Source organism: Enterococcus sp. RIT-PI-f (assembly GCF_001297065.1).
GTDB lineage: Bacteria > Bacillota > Bacilli > Lactobacillales > Enterococcaceae > Enterococcus_D.
In genome coordinates this window covers 217,227-237,440 of record NZ_LHOX01000017.1, presented here as the reverse complement: position 1 = coordinate 237,440, position 20,214 = coordinate 217,227, and the positions used below count along the sequence as shown (strand labels likewise).

20 protein-coding genes and 1 pseudogene are annotated in these 20,214 nt (G+C 43.2%); 16 read left to right on the top strand and 5 right to left on the bottom strand.

What is annotated here, in order from left to right; all coding sequences use genetic code 11:
• Positions 1 to 6 precede the first annotated feature (6 nt).
• Entirely contained in the window at positions 7 to 2,046 is a 2,040-nt protein-coding gene (locus tag AEQ18_RS11045) for a S8 family peptidase (protein WP_160316059.1), read from the top strand.
• Positions 2,047 to 2,139: 93 nt separating this feature from the next.
• Here the strand turns inward: AEQ18_RS11045 and AEQ18_RS15770 are convergent.
• From AEQ18_RS15770 to AEQ18_RS11035, 3 genes and pseudogenes are all read right to left on the bottom strand, one after another.
• Positions 2,140 to 2,260: pseudogene (locus AEQ18_RS15770) on the bottom strand (type II toxin-antitoxin system PemK/MazF family toxin); the annotation flags it as partial.
• 130 nt (positions 2,261 to 2,390) lie between these two features.
• Positions 2,391 to 2,861 carry a glutathione peroxidase gene (locus AEQ18_RS11040; RefSeq protein ID WP_054116395.1) on the bottom strand — a complete coding sequence of 157 codons (471 nt, stop codon included), beginning with the start codon at positions 2,859 to 2,861 and terminating at the stop codon, positions 2,391 to 2,393.
• 145 nt (positions 2,862 to 3,006) lie between these two features.
• A complete protein-coding gene (locus AEQ18_RS11035; protein ID WP_200908917.1) occupies positions 3,007 to 4,392 on the bottom strand; it encodes an MATE family efflux transporter in 1,386 nt (461 codons plus the stop codon).
• Positions 4,393 to 4,577: 185 nt separating this feature from the next.
• Here AEQ18_RS11035 and trxB point away from each other — a divergent pair, with 185 nt between their 5' ends.
• From trxB to thrB, 6 genes are all read left to right on the top strand, one after another.
• Positions 4,578 to 5,510: a thioredoxin-disulfide reductase gene (trxB, locus tag AEQ18_RS11030; protein WP_054116394.1), complete on the top strand. Its 933-nt coding sequence runs from the start codon at positions 4,578 to 4,580 to the stop codon at positions 5,508 to 5,510.
• 143 nt (positions 5,511 to 5,653) lie between these two features.
• On the top strand, positions 5,654 to 7,381 hold the full coding sequence (locus AEQ18_RS11025; protein WP_054116393.1) for a phospho-sugar mutase: 1,728 nt from the start codon (positions 5,654 to 5,656) through the stop codon (positions 7,379 to 7,381).
• Between the two features lie 102 nt (positions 7,382 to 7,483).
• Positions 7,484 to 7,777, top strand: a complete 294-nt coding sequence (locus AEQ18_RS11020) for an ArsR/SmtB family transcription factor (RefSeq protein WP_054116392.1) — start codon at positions 7,484 to 7,486, stop codon at positions 7,775 to 7,777.
• Between the two features lie 116 nt (positions 7,778 to 7,893).
• Positions 7,894 to 9,135 carry a homoserine dehydrogenase gene (locus AEQ18_RS11015; protein ID WP_054116391.1) on the top strand — a complete coding sequence of 414 codons (1,242 nt, stop codon included), beginning with the start codon at positions 7,894 to 7,896 and terminating at the stop codon, positions 9,133 to 9,135.
• Positions 9,135 to 10,193, top strand: coding sequence for a threonine synthase (gene thrC / locus AEQ18_RS11010; RefSeq protein ID WP_054116390.1), 1,059 nt, complete (start codon positions 9,135 to 9,137; stop codon positions 10,191 to 10,193). The genes AEQ18_RS11015 and thrC overlap by 1 nt, the downstream gene beginning before the upstream one ends.
• The gene (gene thrB, locus AEQ18_RS11005) at positions 10,190 to 11,059 is read left to right on the top strand and encodes a homoserine kinase (RefSeq protein WP_054116389.1); all 870 of its coding nucleotides are present in this window, start codon (positions 10,190 to 10,192) and stop codon (positions 11,057 to 11,059) included. Before thrC ends, thrB begins: the two co-directional genes overlap by 4 nt.
• 89 nt (positions 11,060 to 11,148) lie before the next feature.
• Here thrB and AEQ18_RS11000 read toward each other — a convergent pair whose 3' ends face one another.
• Positions 11,149 to 12,039, bottom strand: coding sequence for a pyruvate, water dikinase regulatory protein (locus AEQ18_RS11000; RefSeq protein WP_054116388.1), 891 nt, complete (start codon positions 12,037 to 12,039; stop codon positions 11,149 to 11,151).
• Between the two features lie 94 nt (positions 12,040 to 12,133).
• On the opposite strand from AEQ18_RS11000, the gene AEQ18_RS10995 reads away from it, so the two are divergent.
• The 9 genes from AEQ18_RS10995 to recO all read left to right on the top strand — a co-directional run bounded on the left by AEQ18_RS10995 (position 12,134) and on the right by recO (position 19,410).
• Positions 12,134 to 12,565 carry a Fur family transcriptional regulator gene (locus AEQ18_RS10995; protein WP_054116387.1) on the top strand — a complete coding sequence of 144 codons (432 nt, stop codon included), beginning with the start codon at positions 12,134 to 12,136 and terminating at the stop codon, positions 12,563 to 12,565.
• A gap of 160 nt (positions 12,566 to 12,725) precedes the next feature.
• Complete coding sequence (gene rpsU, locus AEQ18_RS10990; RefSeq protein ID WP_002356740.1) at positions 12,726 to 12,902, top strand: 30S ribosomal protein S21; 177 nt, start codon at positions 12,726 to 12,728, stop codon at positions 12,900 to 12,902.
• A gap of 33 nt (positions 12,903 to 12,935) precedes the next feature.
• The gene (locus AEQ18_RS10985) at positions 12,936 to 13,385 is read left to right on the top strand and encodes a GatB/YqeY domain-containing protein (RefSeq protein WP_054116386.1); all 450 of its coding nucleotides are present in this window, start codon (positions 12,936 to 12,938) and stop codon (positions 13,383 to 13,385) included.
• A gap of 180 nt (positions 13,386 to 13,565) precedes the next feature.
• Entirely contained in the window at positions 13,566 to 14,540 is a 975-nt protein-coding gene (locus AEQ18_RS10980) for a PhoH family protein (RefSeq protein ID WP_054116385.1), read from the top strand.
• A gap of 24 nt (positions 14,541 to 14,564) precedes the next feature.
• A complete protein-coding gene (locus AEQ18_RS10975) occupies positions 14,565 to 16,766 on the top strand; it encodes an HD family phosphohydrolase (protein ID WP_054116384.1) in 2,202 nt (733 codons plus the stop codon).
• Positions 16,766 to 17,239, top strand: coding sequence for an rRNA maturation RNase YbeY (ybeY, locus tag AEQ18_RS10970; RefSeq protein WP_054116383.1), 474 nt, complete (start codon positions 16,766 to 16,768; stop codon positions 17,237 to 17,239). Before AEQ18_RS10975 ends, ybeY begins: the two co-directional genes overlap by 1 nt.
• Positions 17,223 to 17,624, top strand: coding sequence for a diacylglycerol kinase family protein (locus AEQ18_RS10965; protein WP_200908916.1), 402 nt, complete (start codon positions 17,223 to 17,225; stop codon positions 17,622 to 17,624). The genes ybeY and AEQ18_RS10965 overlap by 17 nt, the downstream gene beginning before the upstream one ends.
• Positions 17,625 to 17,645: 21 nt before the next feature.
• Positions 17,646 to 18,545, top strand: a complete 900-nt coding sequence (gene era / locus AEQ18_RS10960; protein ID WP_054116381.1) for a GTPase Era — start codon at positions 17,646 to 17,648, stop codon at positions 18,543 to 18,545.
• 91 nt (positions 18,546 to 18,636) lie between these two features.
• Positions 18,637 to 19,410, top strand: a complete 774-nt coding sequence (gene recO / locus AEQ18_RS10955) for a DNA repair protein RecO (RefSeq protein ID WP_054116380.1) — start codon at positions 18,637 to 18,639, stop codon at positions 19,408 to 19,410.
• Here the strand turns inward: recO and AEQ18_RS10950 are convergent.
• The gene (locus AEQ18_RS10950; RefSeq protein ID WP_054116379.1) at positions 19,404 to 20,213 is read right to left on the bottom strand and encodes an AraC family transcriptional regulator; all 810 of its coding nucleotides are present in this window, start codon (positions 20,211 to 20,213) and stop codon (positions 19,404 to 19,406) included. The genes recO and AEQ18_RS10950 overlap by 7 nt on opposite strands.
• Position 20,214: the final 1 nt, after the last annotated feature.

The following is a 20,214-nucleotide window of genomic DNA, read 5'->3' as shown; positions in this document are numbered from 1 at the left end:
CGATCAGTGAAGTATACGTTATTTATATTGATTGCAGGAATCTTGTTTTTTCCAGTTAGGGTAAACGCACAGGCATATTTAGATGTCTTGCTTGAAGACATGGCTGATCTAAATGTTTTGAAAGGTGATCTAGAGCAAGCCGCATCCGATTTTTCTTTTTTAGAGATACCTGAAATTGGTCTCATTCGTATTTCTGGCAATGAGGAAGAATTAGAACAGTTCTCTGACCATGAGCTGATCGAAATAAGTGGTCAGCTTTTACCGATTTATAGTGAAGGAACCAATATTTTGGATTTTGGTCTTTCCTCAAGTCAGTTTATACTGCCTGATGACATGAATAGTCGCAGTAGTCATCTAGATGCATTCGATTTGCTTGAGCAGTTGGCATGGCATAAATCCCTGATGACCAATGAAGGCGAATCCTTCGCATACTCCACTGGATCCGGACTTCGAATAGCACTGATCGATAGTGGTGTGGATGTGCATCATCCGTTTCTAACATCTCGGATTGATTTGACACATGCGAAATCTTTCGTTCCTGAAGAACCTTTCATTCAAGATCTGAATAGTCATGGAACTGGTGTAGCAGGGGTGATAGCTCAAGTTGCACCAGATGCGACGATCACACCGTACAAAGTGTTATCTAGTACCTCGGGAGATTCTTTTTGGGCATTACAGGCGATTGTTCAAGCAGTGAAAGATGAGCAACATATTTTGAATATGAGTTTTGGTACATACAAAGTAGAGGGAGGGAGTGAGGATGATCTCATCATTGAGAGCTTTCAACGTGCAGTGGACTATGCGTTAGCACATTCAGTTTTGCTTGTTTCTTCTGCTGGGAATAATGGTTCTGATTTGGATGTTCTCACAGAATCTGAAGGCATTCGACATCTACCGGGAAGTATCCCAGGTGTGATTGCAGTTAGTGGTATGACAAGTGATTACAGGCTTGCTTCGTATAGTAATTTTGGTTCCAATATCCATTTCACTGCCCCTGGCGGCGACATGGTTTTAGTCGATGGTTTTTTAGATATAAGCGAAATGATTTATGGGTTATATCCAACCACGATGGACAATCATTTAGCGGATTTAGGCGTTCCTCAAGGATACAGTTTTAACATAGGGACGAGCTTGGCAGCACCTGCTGTAACAGCAATACTAGCAAATTATCAGGCATATCATTTGGAGAACTTTGGTACTTTAGCATCAATTCATCAAGTCAAAGAAGAGACCGTTTCCCACGCATTGTCCCTCGATGGGTTGATACATTCTCGTCTATTTGGTTATGGATTGCCACAAATTACGCCGACCATGCAAGCCATTCAAGCGAAGATCCCACCTTCTGCAGTGTTTATAGATAAAGTTATCGAAGTCAATACCACGATTGAGGCAATTGAACTCCTTTCCGATATATGGACTAATGATGGACTAGAAGTACTTGCAAAATATGAAATAGCCCCTGATTTTTCATCTCTGGGTAAGCAGCAAGTGGAGATTGTTTTAGCTGACAGTAAAGGCAATCAAACATTGATCAGTGGCCTGATTGTTATTCAAGATACAACACCACCTACAGCTAAGGCAAATTATGTTCAATTGAAACAATTTTCTAGTCTTGACCCGAACATGTTTGTCGCGGATATCAATGATAATCATGATCCACAATTAGTTACAGTTACTTTTGACAAAGAACCATCTTCTGAAGAGGTTGGGTCATTTGAGGTGTTTATTCGTTTAACTGATTATTCGGGAAATGCTGCGATAGTTACCAGCAATTTAACTGTGATTGAAGCAGTAACGGAAGAAGAAGCCATGAAATCAGTAGATGAGGAAAAGTCTTTGCTGGTGGTAGAAAAACCTTCCAATAAAAAAGAAAAACCTGTTATTGCCGTGCAAAACACAATAAAAGCATCGGATAAATCTGTGAGACTTCCCCAAATGTCCGATTCGATGAATCAGTATTACTTTGCTATCGGTATAGGAATGGTTCTTTATGTCCTCAGTCACTTTGTTAAAAAGTCTCGAAAAAAGAAATATGAGACAAAATAAAAGACAGCATGATCACCTACGGGAAAGTGATCATGCTGTTTCATTTTTAGTGGTTATCTTCGCTTTCAGCCATGCATGGGTGAACAGTTATCACTATACCTTTTGGAATACCGCTCTAGCTTTCATCAAACATTCATCAACCAGTTGAGCATGTGCTTTTTTCAAGGAAGATACATTTTCTTGCCTCATAATCGATCGTCGTTATTTGGTCTAAGAAGTGTATATACATTGTTATCCAGTCGGCGATACAAACCAAAACACCCCAGTCTACATTGGTAGGTTGGGGGCTTGTTCCGACAGAAATATGGTGTAAGCTATCTTCTGCACAGTTTTTTTAAAAACTTTTAAAGAACTTTCTCAATACTCTCTGTCATCTTCATCGGATTGGTCTTTGGTGCAAAGCGTTCTACGACTTGGCCTTGGCGGTCCACCAGAAACTTGGTAAAATTCCACTTGATGGCTTTGCCTAGGGTACCTGGGGCTTCTTCTTCGAGATATTGAAATAACGGATCGGCTTGTTTGCCGTTGATGACGGTTAGTTGGTGCATCGGGAAATCAACGCCATAGGTGGTGCGACAAGCTTCTGCCGCTTCACCGGCTGAAGAAAGTTCTTGTTTGAACTGATCAGATGGAAAACCAAGAATCATCAAGCCTTGTGCTTTGTAGGTATCATAAAGCGCCTGCAAGTCTTTGAATTGGGGGCTCAATCCGCACTTGGTGGCGGTATTGACGATGATCAGCGGTTGGCCTTGATAGCGTGATAATGGATAAGATTCACCTTGTTCATTGGTTACAGTAAAATCATAGATTGACATAGAAAAAATCTCCTTTATGAATCTGTCGTTGACATAAGTATAAGTCAAATAAGGGAAAATCACCAAAGATACTTCTTGGCCCAAGGGTTGTTCTTTCGAGACATGAAAAAAACTGCAGCCGGGGAACAAGCTGCAGCAAAAATTTTTAGATTTCTGAAAGTACGTCGGTTTCAGGTTCTTGGGGATGAACCACCGATTTTGTCTTCCAAACCCCTGAGTGCCAACGATAGATCATCAAGATGCTGCGCAGGGCTTCATCGATGGCATAAGCGATCCACACCCCAATCAGACCGAATTTGAAAACGATCGCTAGTGAGTAGGAGAAGGGTAGGCTAATGACCCATAGGACAACTAAGCTGCAGATCAACGGGAACTTGACATCGCCGCTGGCATTTAGTGAGCCAACCAAGATCATATTGACAGCCCGTGCGGTTTCTAAAACAATCTCAACCAAGAATACGCCTTTCGCAATCTCGATCACTTCTTGATTCGTTGTGAAAATTCCCATGATTGGTTCAATAAAGACATAGGTCAGCAGGCATATCAAAACAGAGGCGATGATACCGATCACCATTGTCCGCATACCGCGTTTGTGGGCGCGGTCAAATTCTCCAGCACCAACATTCCGTCCAATCATGATTTGGTTCCCTTGACTCAATGCAGAAGCAATCAAATAGACAAACTGAGTGATCGCGGTGACATATGATTTGGCGATCAAGACACTGGACCCCAATTGCGCCACAATCATGGTCACAACGACTTGGGCACCTTGATAGGATAATGATTCGCCAGAAGAAGGCAATCCATAGGTCAAAATATTTTTCATCATTGGCCAAGAGACGTGTTTCCAACGCGCGGATAGGACGGAGAAATTCACGTGTTTTTTTAATAGATAAGCAGCAATGAGCAGGCCAATCGTATTGCCGAAAACACTTGAGAATGCCAAGCCAGTGACACCAAAGTTTGGCAGGCCAAATGGACTATACAAAACGAAATAATTGCCGATAACGGCTAGAATACTGGCAAACATGGGCACCAACAGGGCTGGTTTCGTGAAGCTATGGCTGCGCATGACAGCGATGATCACGGCGGTCAAGGAAGAGATAAACAAACTACCGCCATAGACCTGCAGATAGCCGCGGCCTAGATAAACAAGCGCTGTTTCCAATCCCATAAAGCGCAGCAAATAGGTGGAACCAAAAATGAACATTAAACTGATCAAGACCCCTAAAAACAAAGAGCCGAACAGGGCGGTATTGATCACAGCGGGAATTTTGTTTCGTTGCTTCGCGCCGATGAGTTGGGCGATGATGATTTGGGTACCAACCGTAATAAAGCCATAAATAAAGACAGTTAAATTTAATAGTTGATTGGCAGCACTAACAGCAGCAACAGCGGGTTCGGAATAATGCGAGATCATCCAGACGTTGACATTGCCGATGACGACCCGTAAGAATAATTCAACGAAAATCGGCCAACTCAAGAAGAGGAGCTCGCGGTCAGACATGCCTAAAAGTTTTTTCTTATTCAATTGTAAGGACTCCTTATTTTCTATATAATAGATGTATCGTGAAAATTTTACAAAATTTGAAAATAAAGTCAATGTAATTTTCAAAAGAAAATACCGGAATATCTTATTATTTTTTGTAAGCAAATCAGTTGAAAGAATTTGCCTTTGACAGTAAAGTATGGGTAGTCCGAAATGGAGGGAATATTATGTATGATGTAATTATCATTGGTGCAGGTCCTGCAGGGATGACTGCAGCACTATATGCATCACGATCGAACTTATCGGTCTTGATGATTGAAAGAGGCGCGCCTGGCGGTCAAATGAACAATACAGCAGAAGTCGAGAATTATCCTGGATTTGAATCGATCATGGGCCCAGAACTGGCTTTTAAAATGTATGAAGGAGCCATTAAATTTGGCGTAGAAAATGCATATGGAATCGTGCAAGGAATCAATGACCAAGGTTCATTCAAAGAAGTGGTGACAGAAGACAAAACCTATCAAGGAAAAACCGTCATTATTGCGACTGGTTGTGTACATAGAAAATTAGGCGTGAAAGGCGAAGAAGAATTTGCTGGACGCGGGGTTTCTTACTGTGCTGTTTGTGATGGCGCGTTTTTCCGCAACAAACGCTTGATCGTTGTTGGCGGTGGTGACTCTGCTGTTGAAGAAGCTATTTACCTTACGCAATTTGCTTCTGAAGTCACGATCGTTCACCGTCGTGATGAATTGCGGGCGCAAAAGATCATTCAAGATCGGGCTTTCGGCAATGAAAAAGTGACATTTATTTGGGATTCTGTCGTAGAAGAAATCCTAGGCAATGATATGGTCGTTACTGGCGTCCAAATCAAAAATGTTCAGACTGGTGAAGTCACGGAAGAAGCGGCTGGCGGCGTCTTTATTTATGTCGGCTTAGATCCGTTGACTGAGCCTTTCAAAGCTAGCAATATCACCAATGAAGCTGGCTGGATCTTGACGAATGATCAAATGGAAACGGCGATTCCAGGTGTCTATGCTGTCGGCGATGTCAGAGAAAAAGGACTACGTCAAATCACCACAGCTGTTGGTGATGGCAGTATCGCAGGCCAACAAGTCTTCGACTTTATCGAAAGCCAAAAAGATATCGAGACCGTTCAATAAAAGAACAACAAGCTGTTATTTTTAAAACCCCTGCGGTTTTGATAGCAGCTTGTTTTATTTTGTATAGGGTTATTCTTTGCGAATGATTAAAGTAGTGTTATACTATTTTTAAAGTGATTGAAAGAAAAAGGAGCGGTTGTTTTATGTCATGGGAACAAACTTATGAACAATGGAAATCTAGTCAATATTTAGATGAAACGTTGAAAAACCAACTCACTGAGTTAGCGCAGGATCCTGCGATGTTGGAAGATGCGTTCTATATGCCTTTGGAATTTGGAACAGCGGGCATGCGCGGTATTTTAGGACCAGGGATCAATCGGATGAATATCTATACGATTCGTCAAGCAACAGAAGGATTGGCCCGTTTTATGGATACGCAAGATGCACAAACCAAAGCAAGAGGTGTTGCAATCGCCTATGATTCTCGTCATTTCTCACCAGAATTCGCGATGGAAGCAGCGCGCACATTGGCACAGCACGATATTCCCGCGTATGTTTTTGAAAGCTTGCGCCCAACACCGGAGTTGTCATTTGCGGTGCGTTATTTGAAAACCTTTACTGGAATCATGATCACGGCTTCCCACAACCCAGCAGCGTACAACGGCTACAAAGTCTATGGCGAGGACGGCGGTCAAATGCCGCCAGCCGATGCAGATGCATTGACAGCGTTCGTACGTGATATCGATGATCCATTATCGATCCAAGTGCTTTCTGAAGCTGAGGCCAAAACCAGTGACTTGATCCATATCATCGGCGCTGAGATCGATGAAGCTTATTTAGAGGAAATCAAAAGTGTCACGATCGATCAAGCATTGATTGCTTCAACAGGCAAAGATTTAAAATTAGTTTATACACCATTACATGGAACTGGACGGATGTTGGGTGAAAGAGCCTTGACCCAAGCTGGCTTTGAACAATTTGTGATCGAGCCGACGCAAGGGGAACCTGATCCTGATTTTAGTACCGTTAAATCACCAAATCCTGAAGAACATTCGGCATTTGAATACGCCATCGCATTAGGAGAAAAAGAAGGGGCTGATCTGTTGATCGCTACCGACCCTGATGCCGACCGTTTAGGGGCTGCTGTCAAAATGCCCGATGGCAACTATCAAGTATTGACTGGAAATCAAATCGGCGCCTTGATGATTCGTTATATTTTAGAAGCCCGCAAAAATGCCGGTACATTACCTGGAAATGCGGCTGTCTTGAAATCGATCGTTTCAAGTGAATTGCCAACAGCGATCGCTCAATCCTACGATGTGGCGATGTTCAATGTGCTGACTGGCTTTAAATTTATCGCCGAAAAAATCCAACAATATGAAGAAGATCATTCACAAACCTTTATGTTTGGTTTTGAAGAAAGTTACGGCTATCTAGTGAAACCTTTCGTGCGGGATAAAGATGCGATTCAAGCATTGGTTCTTTTAGCCGAAGTAGCAGCATTTTATAAGCAATCTGGCAAAACATTATATGATGGTTTGCAAGATATTTTCGAGGAATACGGCTACTATGCTGAAAAAACCATTTCGGTTACGATGAGTGGCATGGAAGGTGCCGCAAAAATTGCAGCTTTGATGAAGACCTTCCGTGAGAAAGCACCGTCTGTTTTTGCAGGTACTGCTGTTGTTCAAACAGAAGACTTCAAATTATTGACCCGCGTAGGCTTAGATGGTCATATGCAAAAAATGACTACACCGCCTTCTGACGTATTGAAATATACATTAGAAGATGAAAGCTGGATCGCTGTTCGTCCTTCTGGAACCGAACCGAAGATCAAGTTTTATATTGGGGTCAAAGGTGCGTCTGATGCAGATGCGGCACAAAAAATTGCTGATTTGCAAGCTGCAATCGAAGAAATTACCGGTGAATAAGACCAAAGCACCCAGGAAGCTATTTCTGGGTGCTTTGATATTCAATTTGACAAAAATAGCTGCGGCGCGCTAAAATGCTACAAGAAAGTGAGGCTACCGCCTATGACAACCCCACAACCAGAGGAAATCCAGCAAGTGACACAAATGTTCAAAATGCTGAGTGATCCAACCCGCTTAAAGATCTTGCTGTCTTTACAAGAAGGCGAAAGAAATGTGACCTCGATCGCAGAAGAAGTACATATGGAACAATCAGCCGTTTCTCATCAGCTGAAACTATTGAAAGACAATCGCATCATTAAATCTGAACGACAAGGAAAAACGATACTTTATAGTCTAGATGACAAACATGTTGTCGATATTTTGAAAAAAACATTCGAACATATTCATCACCGCTAAAACTAGGACGAGAATTTCTCGAAAGTCCTAGTTTTTTCTCATTCTTTTTGGTATGCTAGTAGAAAAATTAAAATCAGATGAACGGTTTTTAATAACGTTTTCAGTTAGGGGGCATTATGGGTAAGCAATTGAATGTCGGATTATTAGGGATGGGTGTCGTCGGAAGCGGTGTTTGCCAAGTGTTGGCAGAACAAAAAGCAGCGATCAAAGCCCGGACCGGGGTGGAGATCACGATCACCAAAGCATTGGCTTCACCTTACGAGGATAAATCAGCTTTCGCTGAAGCGTACGGCTTTTCATTGACAACTTCTGTTGAAGAGATCTGCGCAGATCCAGCAATCGATGTGATCGTGGAATTGATTGGCAAAATCGATCCCGCGAAAGAATTTATTCTTACCGCTTTGGCACATAAGAAGCATGTCGTGACGGCCAATAAAGATTTGATCGCCACCCACGGTCCTGAATTAATGGCCGCAGCTGAATCAGCAGGGGTGTCTTTGTATTTTGAAGCCAGTGTTGGCGGCGGGATCCCTATTCTGAGGACACTCAGTACCCATTATTTACCAGATACGATCACCGGTATTTTCGGAATCATCAATGGGACCACCAATTACATGTTGACCCAAATGGTCGCTGAAGGGCTATCTTATGAGACGGCTTTATCAGAAGCCCAAGAAAAAGGTTTTGCAGAATCAGATCCCACCAATGATGTTGACGGGATTGATGCCGCTTATAAAATGGTGATCTTGACAAAGTTTGCATTCGGCATGACGATTGCGTTAACAGATATCGATATCACAGGTATTCGCGGTCTATCGATCGATGATATCCAACAAGCAGCAGCCTTTGGCTATGATGTCAAACTGATTGGCGGGGCACAAAAGAACAAGAACGGCGCACTGGCAGTTTCTGTCGGACCCGTCCTAGTGCCGCAAAGCCATGCGTTGGCATCCATCAAATCAGAATTCAATGGTGTCTTTATCAAAAGTACCGGAATCGGTCAATCGATGGTGTATGGCCCAGGTGCGGGTTCTAGACCAACAGCTACCAGTGTGGTGGCAGATTTGACGGAATTAGCGAAGCACAAAGCTGAAGGGGTCGTGACACCATTCATTCAGTTTGCTGCGCCAACCAAGTTGGCTTCAGCCTCAGAAAAAGTCGATCGGTACTACCTATCTTGTCCAACAGCTGTCGATGTGTCAGCATTGATTGCTGATGTGCTTGATCCAACTGTCGCACCTCAACAAACCAATGGTATCACTGCATACCTTACTCAGCCAATCAGTCAGCAGTTCGCAGAAGAACGATTCGGCAAAGTCGCTGGCATCCAAATGATGAAAGTAATGGAGGAATTCTAATGTATCAAGGACTATTACATCAATATAAGGACTACTTACCAGTAACAGAACAAACACCGCAACTCTCATTGGCCGAAGGCAATACACCCTTGATTCCTTTGCCTAGCTTGTCTAAAGAACTGGGGATCACGTTATACGGCAAGTATGAAGGTTTGAATCCAACTGGTTCGTTTAAAGACCGCGGCATGGTGATGGCGGTAGCAAAAGCTGTAGAAGAAGGCGCTAAAGCCATCGTTTGTGCGTCAACTGGAAATACGAGTGCGGCTGCGGCGGCATACGCCACAAGAGCGGGCATCAAAGCCTATGTGGTGATTCCTGATGGCAAGATCGCTATGGGTAAATTGGCACAAGCGATCATCTATGGCGCGGATATCATCTCGATTCCCGGCAACTTTGATGAAGCGTTGAAAGCGGTGCGGGATATTGCCAAAACCGAGGCGGTTGCTTTGGTCAACTCAGTCAATCCTTATCGTTTGGAAGGTCAAAAAACAGCGGCTTTTGAAGTCTGCGAACAATTGGGACAAGCGCCTGACGTGTTGGCGATCCCTATAGGAAATGCCGGCAATATTTCCGCTTATTGGAAAGGGTTCAAAGAATGGCATGAAAAAAACGGGACGACTCTGCCAAGAATGCATGGCTTTGAAGCAGAAGGTGCGGCGGCAATCGTCCGTGGCGAAGTCATCGAACAACCTGAAACGATCGCAACTGCGATTCGGATCGGTAACCCTGCTAGCTGGCATTTAGCTGAAGCAGCTCGGGACGACTCAAAAGGCCATATCGACGCTGTGACGGATGAAGAAATCTTAAATGCCTATCGAAAAATCGCCGCGCAAGATGGTGTCTTTATCGAACCCGGCTCAGCTGCCTCTTTGGCAGGTGTCATCCAACATGTCCGTGACGGAAAGATCAAGGCCGGTGAAACAGTTGTGGCTGTCTTCACAGGCAATGGGTTGAAAGATCCAGATACAGCTATTTCAGCGACAGAAGTAACCATCAACAAAATGAGTGATCTAGAAGAAATGCGCCGACATTTACGTGAAGGAGTTGCCCAACTATGAAGATCCGCGTTCCTGCGACTAGCGCCAATCTAGGCCCTGGTTTTGATTCCTGCGGGATAGCTCTCTCCAAGTATTTGGTGATTGAAGTAGTAAAAGAAAGTTCAGAATGGGAAATCCTTCATGATCTAGGCCCCCATGTGCCGACAGACACAACAAATCTATTGTTAAGGGTCGCTTTGAAGTTGGCACCGGCCATGAAGCCGCATCAAATCAGAATGACCTCTGATATTCCGCTGGCAAGAGGATTAGGTAGTAGTTCTTCTGTGATCGTGGCTGGGATCGAGTTGGCCAATCGTTTGGGTAATATGAATCTAAGTGCTGCCCAAAAGTTAGAAATCGCTACGGCGATCGAAGGCCATCCAGACAATGTCGGTCCAGCGATCTATGGTGATTTTGCGGTAACGGCATATGACCACCAAACCAAACATACTTATTTGGTCAAACATCACTTTCCTGAGTGTGATATCATTGCCTATATCCCAGACCATGAATTATTGACTGAAACCAGCCGCCACGTCTTGCCGAAAGAACTGACGTTTCAACAAGCAGTTGAAGCCAGTGCAATCGCCAATGTGATGATAGCGGCTTTGATCAATGGCAATTTGCCTTTGGCTGGTCAATTGATGCAGCAAGACCGATTCCATGAAATGTATCGTGAAAAAATGGTACCGCACCTATCAACGATTCGCCAAATTTGTGAAGAAGAAGGCGGCTATGGTTGTTTCTTGAGCGGCGCTGGTCCCACTGTGCTGGCCATCGTACCAGAAGACCATTCAGAACGGATCCTGCGGTTGCTTCGCGCCCTAGAACCTGAAGCATCGATCGAACTGCTGCAAATCGAACGTGAAGGCGTCCAAGTATTTTGAAAATGAGTCAAAAAAAACCAATCGATCTTCTTGAGGAAGCCTAAGACTTCTTCTAAACGATCGATTGGTTTTTTTTTTGCGGCAGATGGTTAATCTTTGGTATCTGAACTGTAATAGCTGTGATCTTCTAGATTTAATGCATTGAGAATCATTGAGGCTGTTTCCTCGATGGACAAAGAAGCCACATTGATCACCACACAACCTAGTTTTTCATATAAATCAGCAGCAAAGGCTAATTCTGCTCTGATTTTTTCAATATCTGAATAGGCCGAATCTGGATTAAGTCCATAAGAGCGCATGCGCTCTTTACGTATGCTGTTCAAAACATTGGGGTCATTGGTCAAGCCAACGATCTTCTGTGGATCAATCTCCCATAATTGTTTGGGAATATGGGCTTGGGGAACCAACGGCAGATTCGCCACTTTCAAATTCTTGTTGGCCAAGAATAAACTCAACGGGGTTTTTGAGGTTCGTGAAACCCCTAGCAGGACAACATCGGCTTCCAGAAAACCGCGCGGGTCTTTGCCGTCATCATACATGACAGCGAATTCCATGGCTTTGATCCGTTTGAAATAATTCTCATTGAGATGATGCAACGCACCAGGTTCCCTTGAGGGGGCGATACCTGTGCGGCGTTCTACTTCAGATACTGGTGGCGTCAACACATCAAAATGATAGAGATTGGCTTCTTCGCAAAAATGATTGGTCAAGTCGACCAAATCATCATTGATCAAGGTGTGTAGGATGATGGCATTGTGTTTTTTTGCATCAGACAACGCTTTGATCAATAATTCTTTGGTGTGGATAAACGTGCGGCGAAATAGATTGAATTCGACATTTGGATACTGCGCCATGGTCGCTTGCGCCAGTTTAGATGCGGTTTCGCCAGCAGAATCAGAGAGCACAAAAATCGTGACGACTGGCGTCTGTTCAGTCGCTTTTTCGGATGCAGGTTGAACTGTTTGGTCATTTGAGGTCATAGAGACATTCCTTTCTTGCTTTTTTGATGATTTCATTATACCATACATAAGACCAATAAAAATCGGAATGATTTTGATTTAACTGGAGGTTGCTATGGAAAATAAACCAATGATTGAACATGCTATGACGATGTTGAAGGAAAATGGCTTTAAGTATACGAAGAAGCGTGAGGCGATCATCACCTATCTTGTCAAACGCAACCGCTATCTGCCGGCAAAAGAGATCCATGAATTTATGTCTCAGGAGTATCCTGGTCTGAGCTATGACACGATTTATCGGAATCTTCATGACTTTTCGGAAATTGGCATTTTAGAAGAAACCGAACTAAATGGCGAGATGAAATTTCGATATAATTGTTGTGCAGAACTAGATGATCATCACCATCATCACTTTATTTGTACCGTTTGCGGCAAAACCAAAGAATTGAATATTTGCCCGATGGACTTTTTTCAACAACAAATACCAGGATGTACAATTGAAAGCCATCGCTTTGAAATATTAGGCCGTTGTGAAGACTGCCAATGAAAACCTGAACAATATTTGCGACAAGTACGTTTTTTTTGTCAGAATGCCTTGACACTTTTTCAGGGGTTAGCTATAATTTTTAAAGGACAGTCGTGTTTTTTGGGATTTAATTTCAATAACAACTACGGTTACTTTTTAAGCTCGGAGGGAGGGAATTTACATGTCAAAAACAGTCGTTCGCAAAAACGAATCACTTGACGATGCTCTTCGTCGCTTCAAACGTTCCGTGTCAAAAGCGGGTACTTTACAGGAATCTCGTAAACGTGAATTTTACGAAAAACCTAGCGTAAAGCGTAAGAAAAAATCTGAAGCAGCTAGAAAACGCAAAAAATTCTAATTTTCTACTGTTTTGAGAATTGGAGCTGGTAGTGTGACACTACTAAGTACACTGAATGATGACATGAAGACAGCGATGAAAGCCAAAGACAAAGACACGTTGCAGGTGATTCGCATGTTGAAAGCATCGATTCAAAATGAGCAGATCAAAAAAGGTGCAGCACTGGATGATGAAGAAGAATTGACAGTTTTGGCGCGGGAAATGAAACAGCGTCGCGATTCTTTGCATGAATTCGAAAAAGCAGACCGTGATGATCTTGCTGAAAAAGTCAAAGTTGAAATTACAATTGTTGAAAAATATTTGCCAGCCCAGTTGGATGAAGCTGAAATTCGTCAAATCGTAGCTGGCGCGATCGAAAAAACGGGCGCGACTTCTGCCAAAGAATTTGGTAAAGTCATGGGTGCTGTCATGCCTCAAGTCAAAGGCAAAGCTGATGGCAGTCAAGTCAATGCGATCGTCAAAGAATTATTAGATCAAATGTGAGATCACGCCGCAAGTATGTGTTCATGCTTGCGGCTTTTTTGTGCCTGAAATAGAGGGACGCCAATTCTTAAAAAAAAGATAAAGCGTTCGTGAAACGCCTTCATACAGCAGAAGTAATTTTGCTTTTTACTAAGATATGGTATGATAAGTGAGAATGCCTAAAAAGGAGCTGTAGACTATTTGACTGACAAAACAATAACAATCGATATCAAATTAAACGAGAATGATGATGTTCGTTTATTGCTAGGTGCCCATGATAAACACATCAAAGTCATTGAAGATTCCACCGGTACCTTGATCCACACGAGAGGTGAATTGATCCAAATCGTTGGTGAAGAACAGGCTGCCCACCAAGCGGAAGCTGTGATTCACGCGTTGCAAGAGCTGATCAAACGCGGGATCAATATCAGTACGCCAGATGTCATTACGGCTTTGAATATGGTCAACAAAGGCAGCTTAGAATATTTTAAAGATATGTATGAAGAAGAGTTGGTGAAAGACCGTACGGGGAAACCGATTCGTGTCAAAAATGCTGGTCAAAAGAAATATATCGATGCCGTCAACAAACATGATGTGGTATTCGGGATCGGACCTGCTGGAACAGGCAAAACCTTTTTGGCAGTCGTCATGGCGATCGCTGCATTGAAAAAAGGGCAAGTCCAAAAAATCATTCTGACTCGACCTGCAGTTGAAGCCGGTGAAAATCTCGGTTTTCTGCCCGGTGACCTAAAGGAAAAAGTCGATCCGTATTTACGACCAGTTTACGATGCCCTATACCAAATATTTGGGATGGATCATACCAATCGTTTGATGGAAAGAGGCGTCATTGAGATCGCACCGTTAGCTTATATGCGTGGGCGGACATTAGAAGATGCCTTTGTGATTCTCGACGAAGCACAAAATACGACCATCGCACAAATGAAGATGTTTTTGACGCGTCTGGGCTTTAACTCAAAAATGATCGTCAATGGCGATACCAGCCAGATCGATTTGCCTAAAGGCACACTCAGCGGATTGATCCATGCTGAAAAAACGCTAAAAGCGATACCGAAAATTGCTTTTGCCCATTTTGATGCTGCGGATGTCGTCAGACACCCAGTTGTAGCTGACATCATCAAAGCTTATGATGAAGCAGATCTTAAAGACAAACGCTAAAAATCGTCTTTTGGGAGGGATAATATGATCATTCAACCATTAAAGAAATTTCGCGAACGCCTCGGGAAGTTTTATTTGCCCGTGCTGTTATTATTCTTTTTTGTGTTTTCCGTGGGGATAATGTACAGCAGTGTCCAGCAAAATAACGTCGATTACAGCGAAGGCCAAGTGGCTGAAGAAAACATTCGTGCCAATAAAACGATTGAAAATACCACAGCTACGGAGCAAAAACGCACGCTAGCGGCAGAAGCAGTGTCGCCTGAATACACCTATCAAGATGGGTTGGCCCAAACGCAGCATGACCGCGTGGCGTATCTTTTTGAATTGGTGGCAACAGTCAACAGCGAAATCAAAGCAGCTTATGACAAGGAAGTCGCCGAAGCAGATGAAGATACCAACGTACCCAAACCTGATACGGGGGAGTATATCGCTGCGCTTAAGAAAGAGTTTGAAAAACTGAGCGACGATGAACTTGATTTTTATCAAGCATTGACCACCAACTTTTTGACGACCCTGTTTTCATTGAATGATGATGAACTGGATACCGTGAAGACGTATGCTCTGCAACTGGTGGATGAGCAGATGGCTAAGCAAATCCGCCAATCTGAGTTAAGTTCTTTTCGCTCTGAAGCCGTAGATAAAGTGCAATTTCTAGACGTGACATCAGATATGGGCAGTGTGTTGCGTTTTATCGTCAACCAGGGGATCGTTGTCAATGACTTCCCCAATGAAAAACGGACAGAAGAAGCACGACAAACGGCAATGGATGCTGTGCAGCCGGTGATGATCTATCAAGGAGAGATCATCGTCCGTGAAGGCTCTCAGATCGATGCCAATGCCTTAGAAAAATTACAGTTACTCGGAATGACCAACCAAACATTTTCAGTTTTTCCGCTGATTGCATTGCTGTTGGCGATGGTCTTGCAAATGCTGATGGTCTTCTACTATACACGGCAAACCAAAGACAATGAAAAACGTTTGAATGCTGTCACATTTTATGTGATTTCGATGGTCTTTAGTATCTTGCTGATGAAATTTTTCCAACTGTTCCAATCAGAACTAGTAACGTTTATTCCCTTGTTCTTCCCAGCAGCATTTACGCCGCTGATTTTAAGTATATTTTCCAGTCGGCGATTAGGGATTTTGTCGGCAGCTTTTCAAGTGATCGCAGCGCTGTTTATCTATTTTGATTCCAGCGGTACCAACTTGCTGACCACTGTATTGGTCACGTATCTGTTTTCTGGCTTGATGGGAACGATGGTCAAACGCGCACGGATCGCGAGTCAAGGGAAGACGGCCATTATGTGGGTCATCGTCTTTCCATTCTTACTAAGCACGATGCTCGTGATTTTCCAAGGAATGGATTTCGCTCGCGGCAATACATGGACGACGATTTTTTGTGCACTTGCTGGGTCATTATTGAGTTACTTACTAACGATGGGCTTGCATCCGTACATTGAATTGCTGGTTTCTGATGAGAGTATGATCGTGTTGAACGAGTTAAGCAATCCGAACCATCCTTTACTCAAGCAGTTGCTGGAAGAAGCGCCAGGTACCTATCATCACAGTATGATGGTCGCCAACCTAAGTGCCAACGCCGTCGCAGAGATTGGCGGACAAAGTTTACTGACAAGGGTTGCTTGTTACTACCATGATATCGGCAAAGTCAAACATGCCAACTTTTTCGTTGAAAACCTGCCTGCGGGCGCTGAAAATCCCCACAACTTTTTGTTGCCGGAAGATAGCAAACAAATCATTTTTGGTCATGTGATCGATGGGGCAGTGATTTTGGAAGAAGCCAAAATGCCTCGAATGGTCATTGATATTTGTCGCCAACATCATGGTACAACATTGATGCGCTATTTTTATGTCAAAGCCAAAGAGCGCAATCCTGATATAACAGAAGCGGATTTCCGTTATCCAGGACCAAAACCTCAAACGAGAGAAGCTGGTGTCGTCAGCATTGCCGATAGTTGCGAAGCAGCAGTCCGGGCAATGGACAATCCCACCAATCAAAAGATCCAAGAATTTGTTGCGAATTTGATCAACGACCGGATTTTAGATGGTCAATTAGACGAAAGTGGTTTGACTTTGAGAGAGATTCGCATCATCGAAAAATCATTGGTCAATGGACTATGCAGTACCTTCCATTCTCGGATCAAATATCCTAAAATGAAGTCAGAAGCAGAGAAGATGAAAGAAGAACAAGAAAGAAGAGAGCGCTAATGGAGATTACCTTTTTAGATGAAACCAATTCAGTAGGAGAGAACAAAACACAAGAAATCGATGCATTGCTGCAATTCGCTGCTGGGTATCTTCAACTACCGGAAGATACTGAGATGTCGGTCACCTTTATGGACAATGCCGCCATTCAAGTGATCAATCGAGAATACCGTGACAAAGACATGCCAACTGATGTCATCAGTTTTGCTATTGAAGAAGAAACGGATGAATTACCGATCATCTTTGATGAAGAAATGGCGGATATGCCTCGAGATTTAGGGGATATCATGATCTCTATCGAGCGGGCCCAAGAACAAGCAGAAGAATATGGGCATAGTTATGACCGCGAATTAGGCTTTTTGGCTTTACATGGTTTCTTGCATATCAACGGCTATGACCATATGACACCAGAAGATGAAAAGGAAATGTTCGGTCTGCAAAAGGAAATATTGGATGCCTATGGACTCAAAAGATAAGAACGTGGAGAAGAACAAACAATTCATCGCTTCATTTGAATTTGCGGCAACCGGCATCAAAACGGTTTTCCAAGAAGAACGCAATATGCGCAAGCATGTCTTGCTCGGTGTCATTGCGATCATTGCGGGCTTTGTGTTCCGTTTAGATCAAATGGAGTGGCTCTGGCTGTTACTGGCCGTTTTTTTGGTTTGGATCGTTGAGATCATCAATACGGTTTTCGAAAATGTGGTGGATATGTTCACTGATTTCCATTTTCATCCTATTGGCAAAAAAATCAAAGATATGGCTGCTGGCGCAGTCTTGATGACCGCTATTTTCGCATTAGTGGTTGCCGCGATCATTTTCATACCTAAATTCTTCACTTTAGTCACCAATTGGTTATAAAACATATAAAGGGGAACACAAATGACAACTCACAAATCAGGCTTTATCGCGATCGTTGGTCGCCCAAATGTTGGTAAATCAACATTATTGAATCGCGTGGTCGGACAAAAAATCGCGATCATGAGTGACAAAGCACAAACCACAAGAAATAAGATCCAAGGGGTCTACACCACAGAAGATGCCCAATTGATCTTCATTGATACACCAGGGATCCATAAACCGAAACATCGTCTAGGAGACTTTATGGTCGAAACAGCCTATAGTGCCCTTAGAGAAGTGGATGTCACTTTGTTTATGATCAGCGCCGATCAAAAACGCGGCAAAGGGGATGACTTTATTATCGAACGGCTGCGTCAAAGCAATACGCCGGTCTTTCTAGTGATCAACAAAATTGACAAAGTCCATCCGGATCAATTGTTAGCGATCATCGAAGACTATACAGCACAAATGAACTTTACTGAAGTTGTGCCAATCTCAGCAACTGAAGGCAATAATTTCGAGAAATTGATGGAATTGCTGACAGATAGCATGCCTGAAGGACCGCAATATTTCCCAGATGATCAAATCACTGATCACCCGGAATATTTTATCGTTTCTGAATTGGTACGTGAAAAAGTCCTTCTGTTGACCAGAGATGAAGTACCGCACTCTGTGGCTGTGGTGGTCGATTCCATGAAACGCGACCACAATGATAAAGTGCATATCCAAGCGACGATCGTGGTAGAACGAGATAGTCAAAAAGGGATCATTATTGGTAAAGGCGGCAAAATGCTGAAACAGATCGGCACGAAGGCACGTCTAGACATTGAACATTTATTAGATGATAAGGTCTATCTGGAATTATGGGTCAAAGTCCAAAAAGACTGGCGAGACAAGCAAACTTTCTTGACCGATTATGGCTATCGTCAAGATGAATATTGAGTCCCTCGTCAAGGGCAAGTAAATGTGACCTGCACGATGAAAAAACTGACCAGTCAGACGCTGTGTCAGTTTTTTTTAGGAGGAATCGAAAATGAACGTAGCTGAAACCAAAGGCATTCTTTTGTTTTCCCGTGACCATAAGGAAAAAGACAAATTGGTCAAGATCTTTACGGAATCTGCTGGAAAACAAATGTTCTATGTCAAAGGCGCCCATCGTAAAAATAATCCACTCGCACCGGCGCTGATCTCATACACAGAAGCCGTTTATATTGGAACGATTCGCGATGAAGGTTTGTCCTTTTTGAACAATGCCAAAGATATTCATCCATTTCGCGGCATTCAAGAAGATATTTTTATCGCTGGCTATGCCGCTTATTTACTAAGTTTGACAGATGTCGCTATTGAGGATCGGGTCTATGACCCACATCTGTATCAGTTTTTACATGAAGCGCTGACCCTGTTGGATCAAGGCAATGATCCAGAGATCATCACCAATATATTTGAGATCCAATTGCTGCAGCGTTTTGGTGTATCGCCAAATTGGACGCATTGTGCAGTTTGCGGCAAGACAGAAGGCCGTTTTGATTATTCGTCAAAATATAATGGGGTGCTGTGTGAGCAGCATTGGTCTCAAGATGATCACCGATATCACGCAGAGCCAAAAGCCATTCATTTTGCCAGACTCTTTGCGCAAATCTCTTATGAGCAAATTGCCTCAATCCAATTAAAGGCAGCGACAAAACAAGCCATTCGCACCTTCTTGGATGCACTATATGATGAATATGTTGGCATACATTTAAAAAGCAAAAAATTTATCGATCAGATGGGTACTTGGCAAGATGTTTTGAAACCAAGAGATCAATGATAGAGTTGGCGAAACTTCATAGGAGTGATGCCAACTCTTTTTTTGAACAAAGCGGTAAAATGACTGGCATCTTGAAATCCTGCTGCAAAGGCGACTTGCTGGATCGGGACATGCTTTTGCGCAACCAAATACTCTTTGGCTCGGTTGATCCGGTAATTCAACAAGTACTGCGAGGTAGATTGCCCCAAAAATCGATTGAATAAGCGCGAGAGATATTGAGGAGAGACATAGACCATGCCGGCCAATTGGCTGATCGTCAGATTTTGATCATAGTTTGTTTCGATTTCTTTTATAACAGGTGCCAATATTTGCTGATACAAGGGATGCTGCTCGGTCAAGATTCCTTGCTTTTCTTGTAAAAGTGTCAATAAGAAATGATAGCATCGGCTGGAAGAACGCAAAGGGTCGGTCCCGCTTTGCTGATCTTCAGCAATCAACGTATCGATCCAATCAACGGCGGATAAGTGCCGTTTGTTTTCAATCATCAAATAGCCCTCTTGCCCATAAGGCTGCAGTAAATCACTCGCCAATGAACCATAAAAGGTCGCAAAAGAGGTTTGCCATTGATGATAGACTGGCGCATAGTGATGTGGGGTGAAAGGAAATAGCAAGATCCCAGCACCTTTAGCCAATAGGATCGATTGGTCACCAATCTGGATTTTTCCTTGACCGTGGTTGCTTTGCAGCCAATGGTAATAAGGATAACCTTGGGGTCTACCCACGGCATCTTGATTCCAATGATTGCCAATACTCTCAATGTTGAGGGGCAGGTGGTGACTCGAAGGATAAAAGTAAATCGGCATA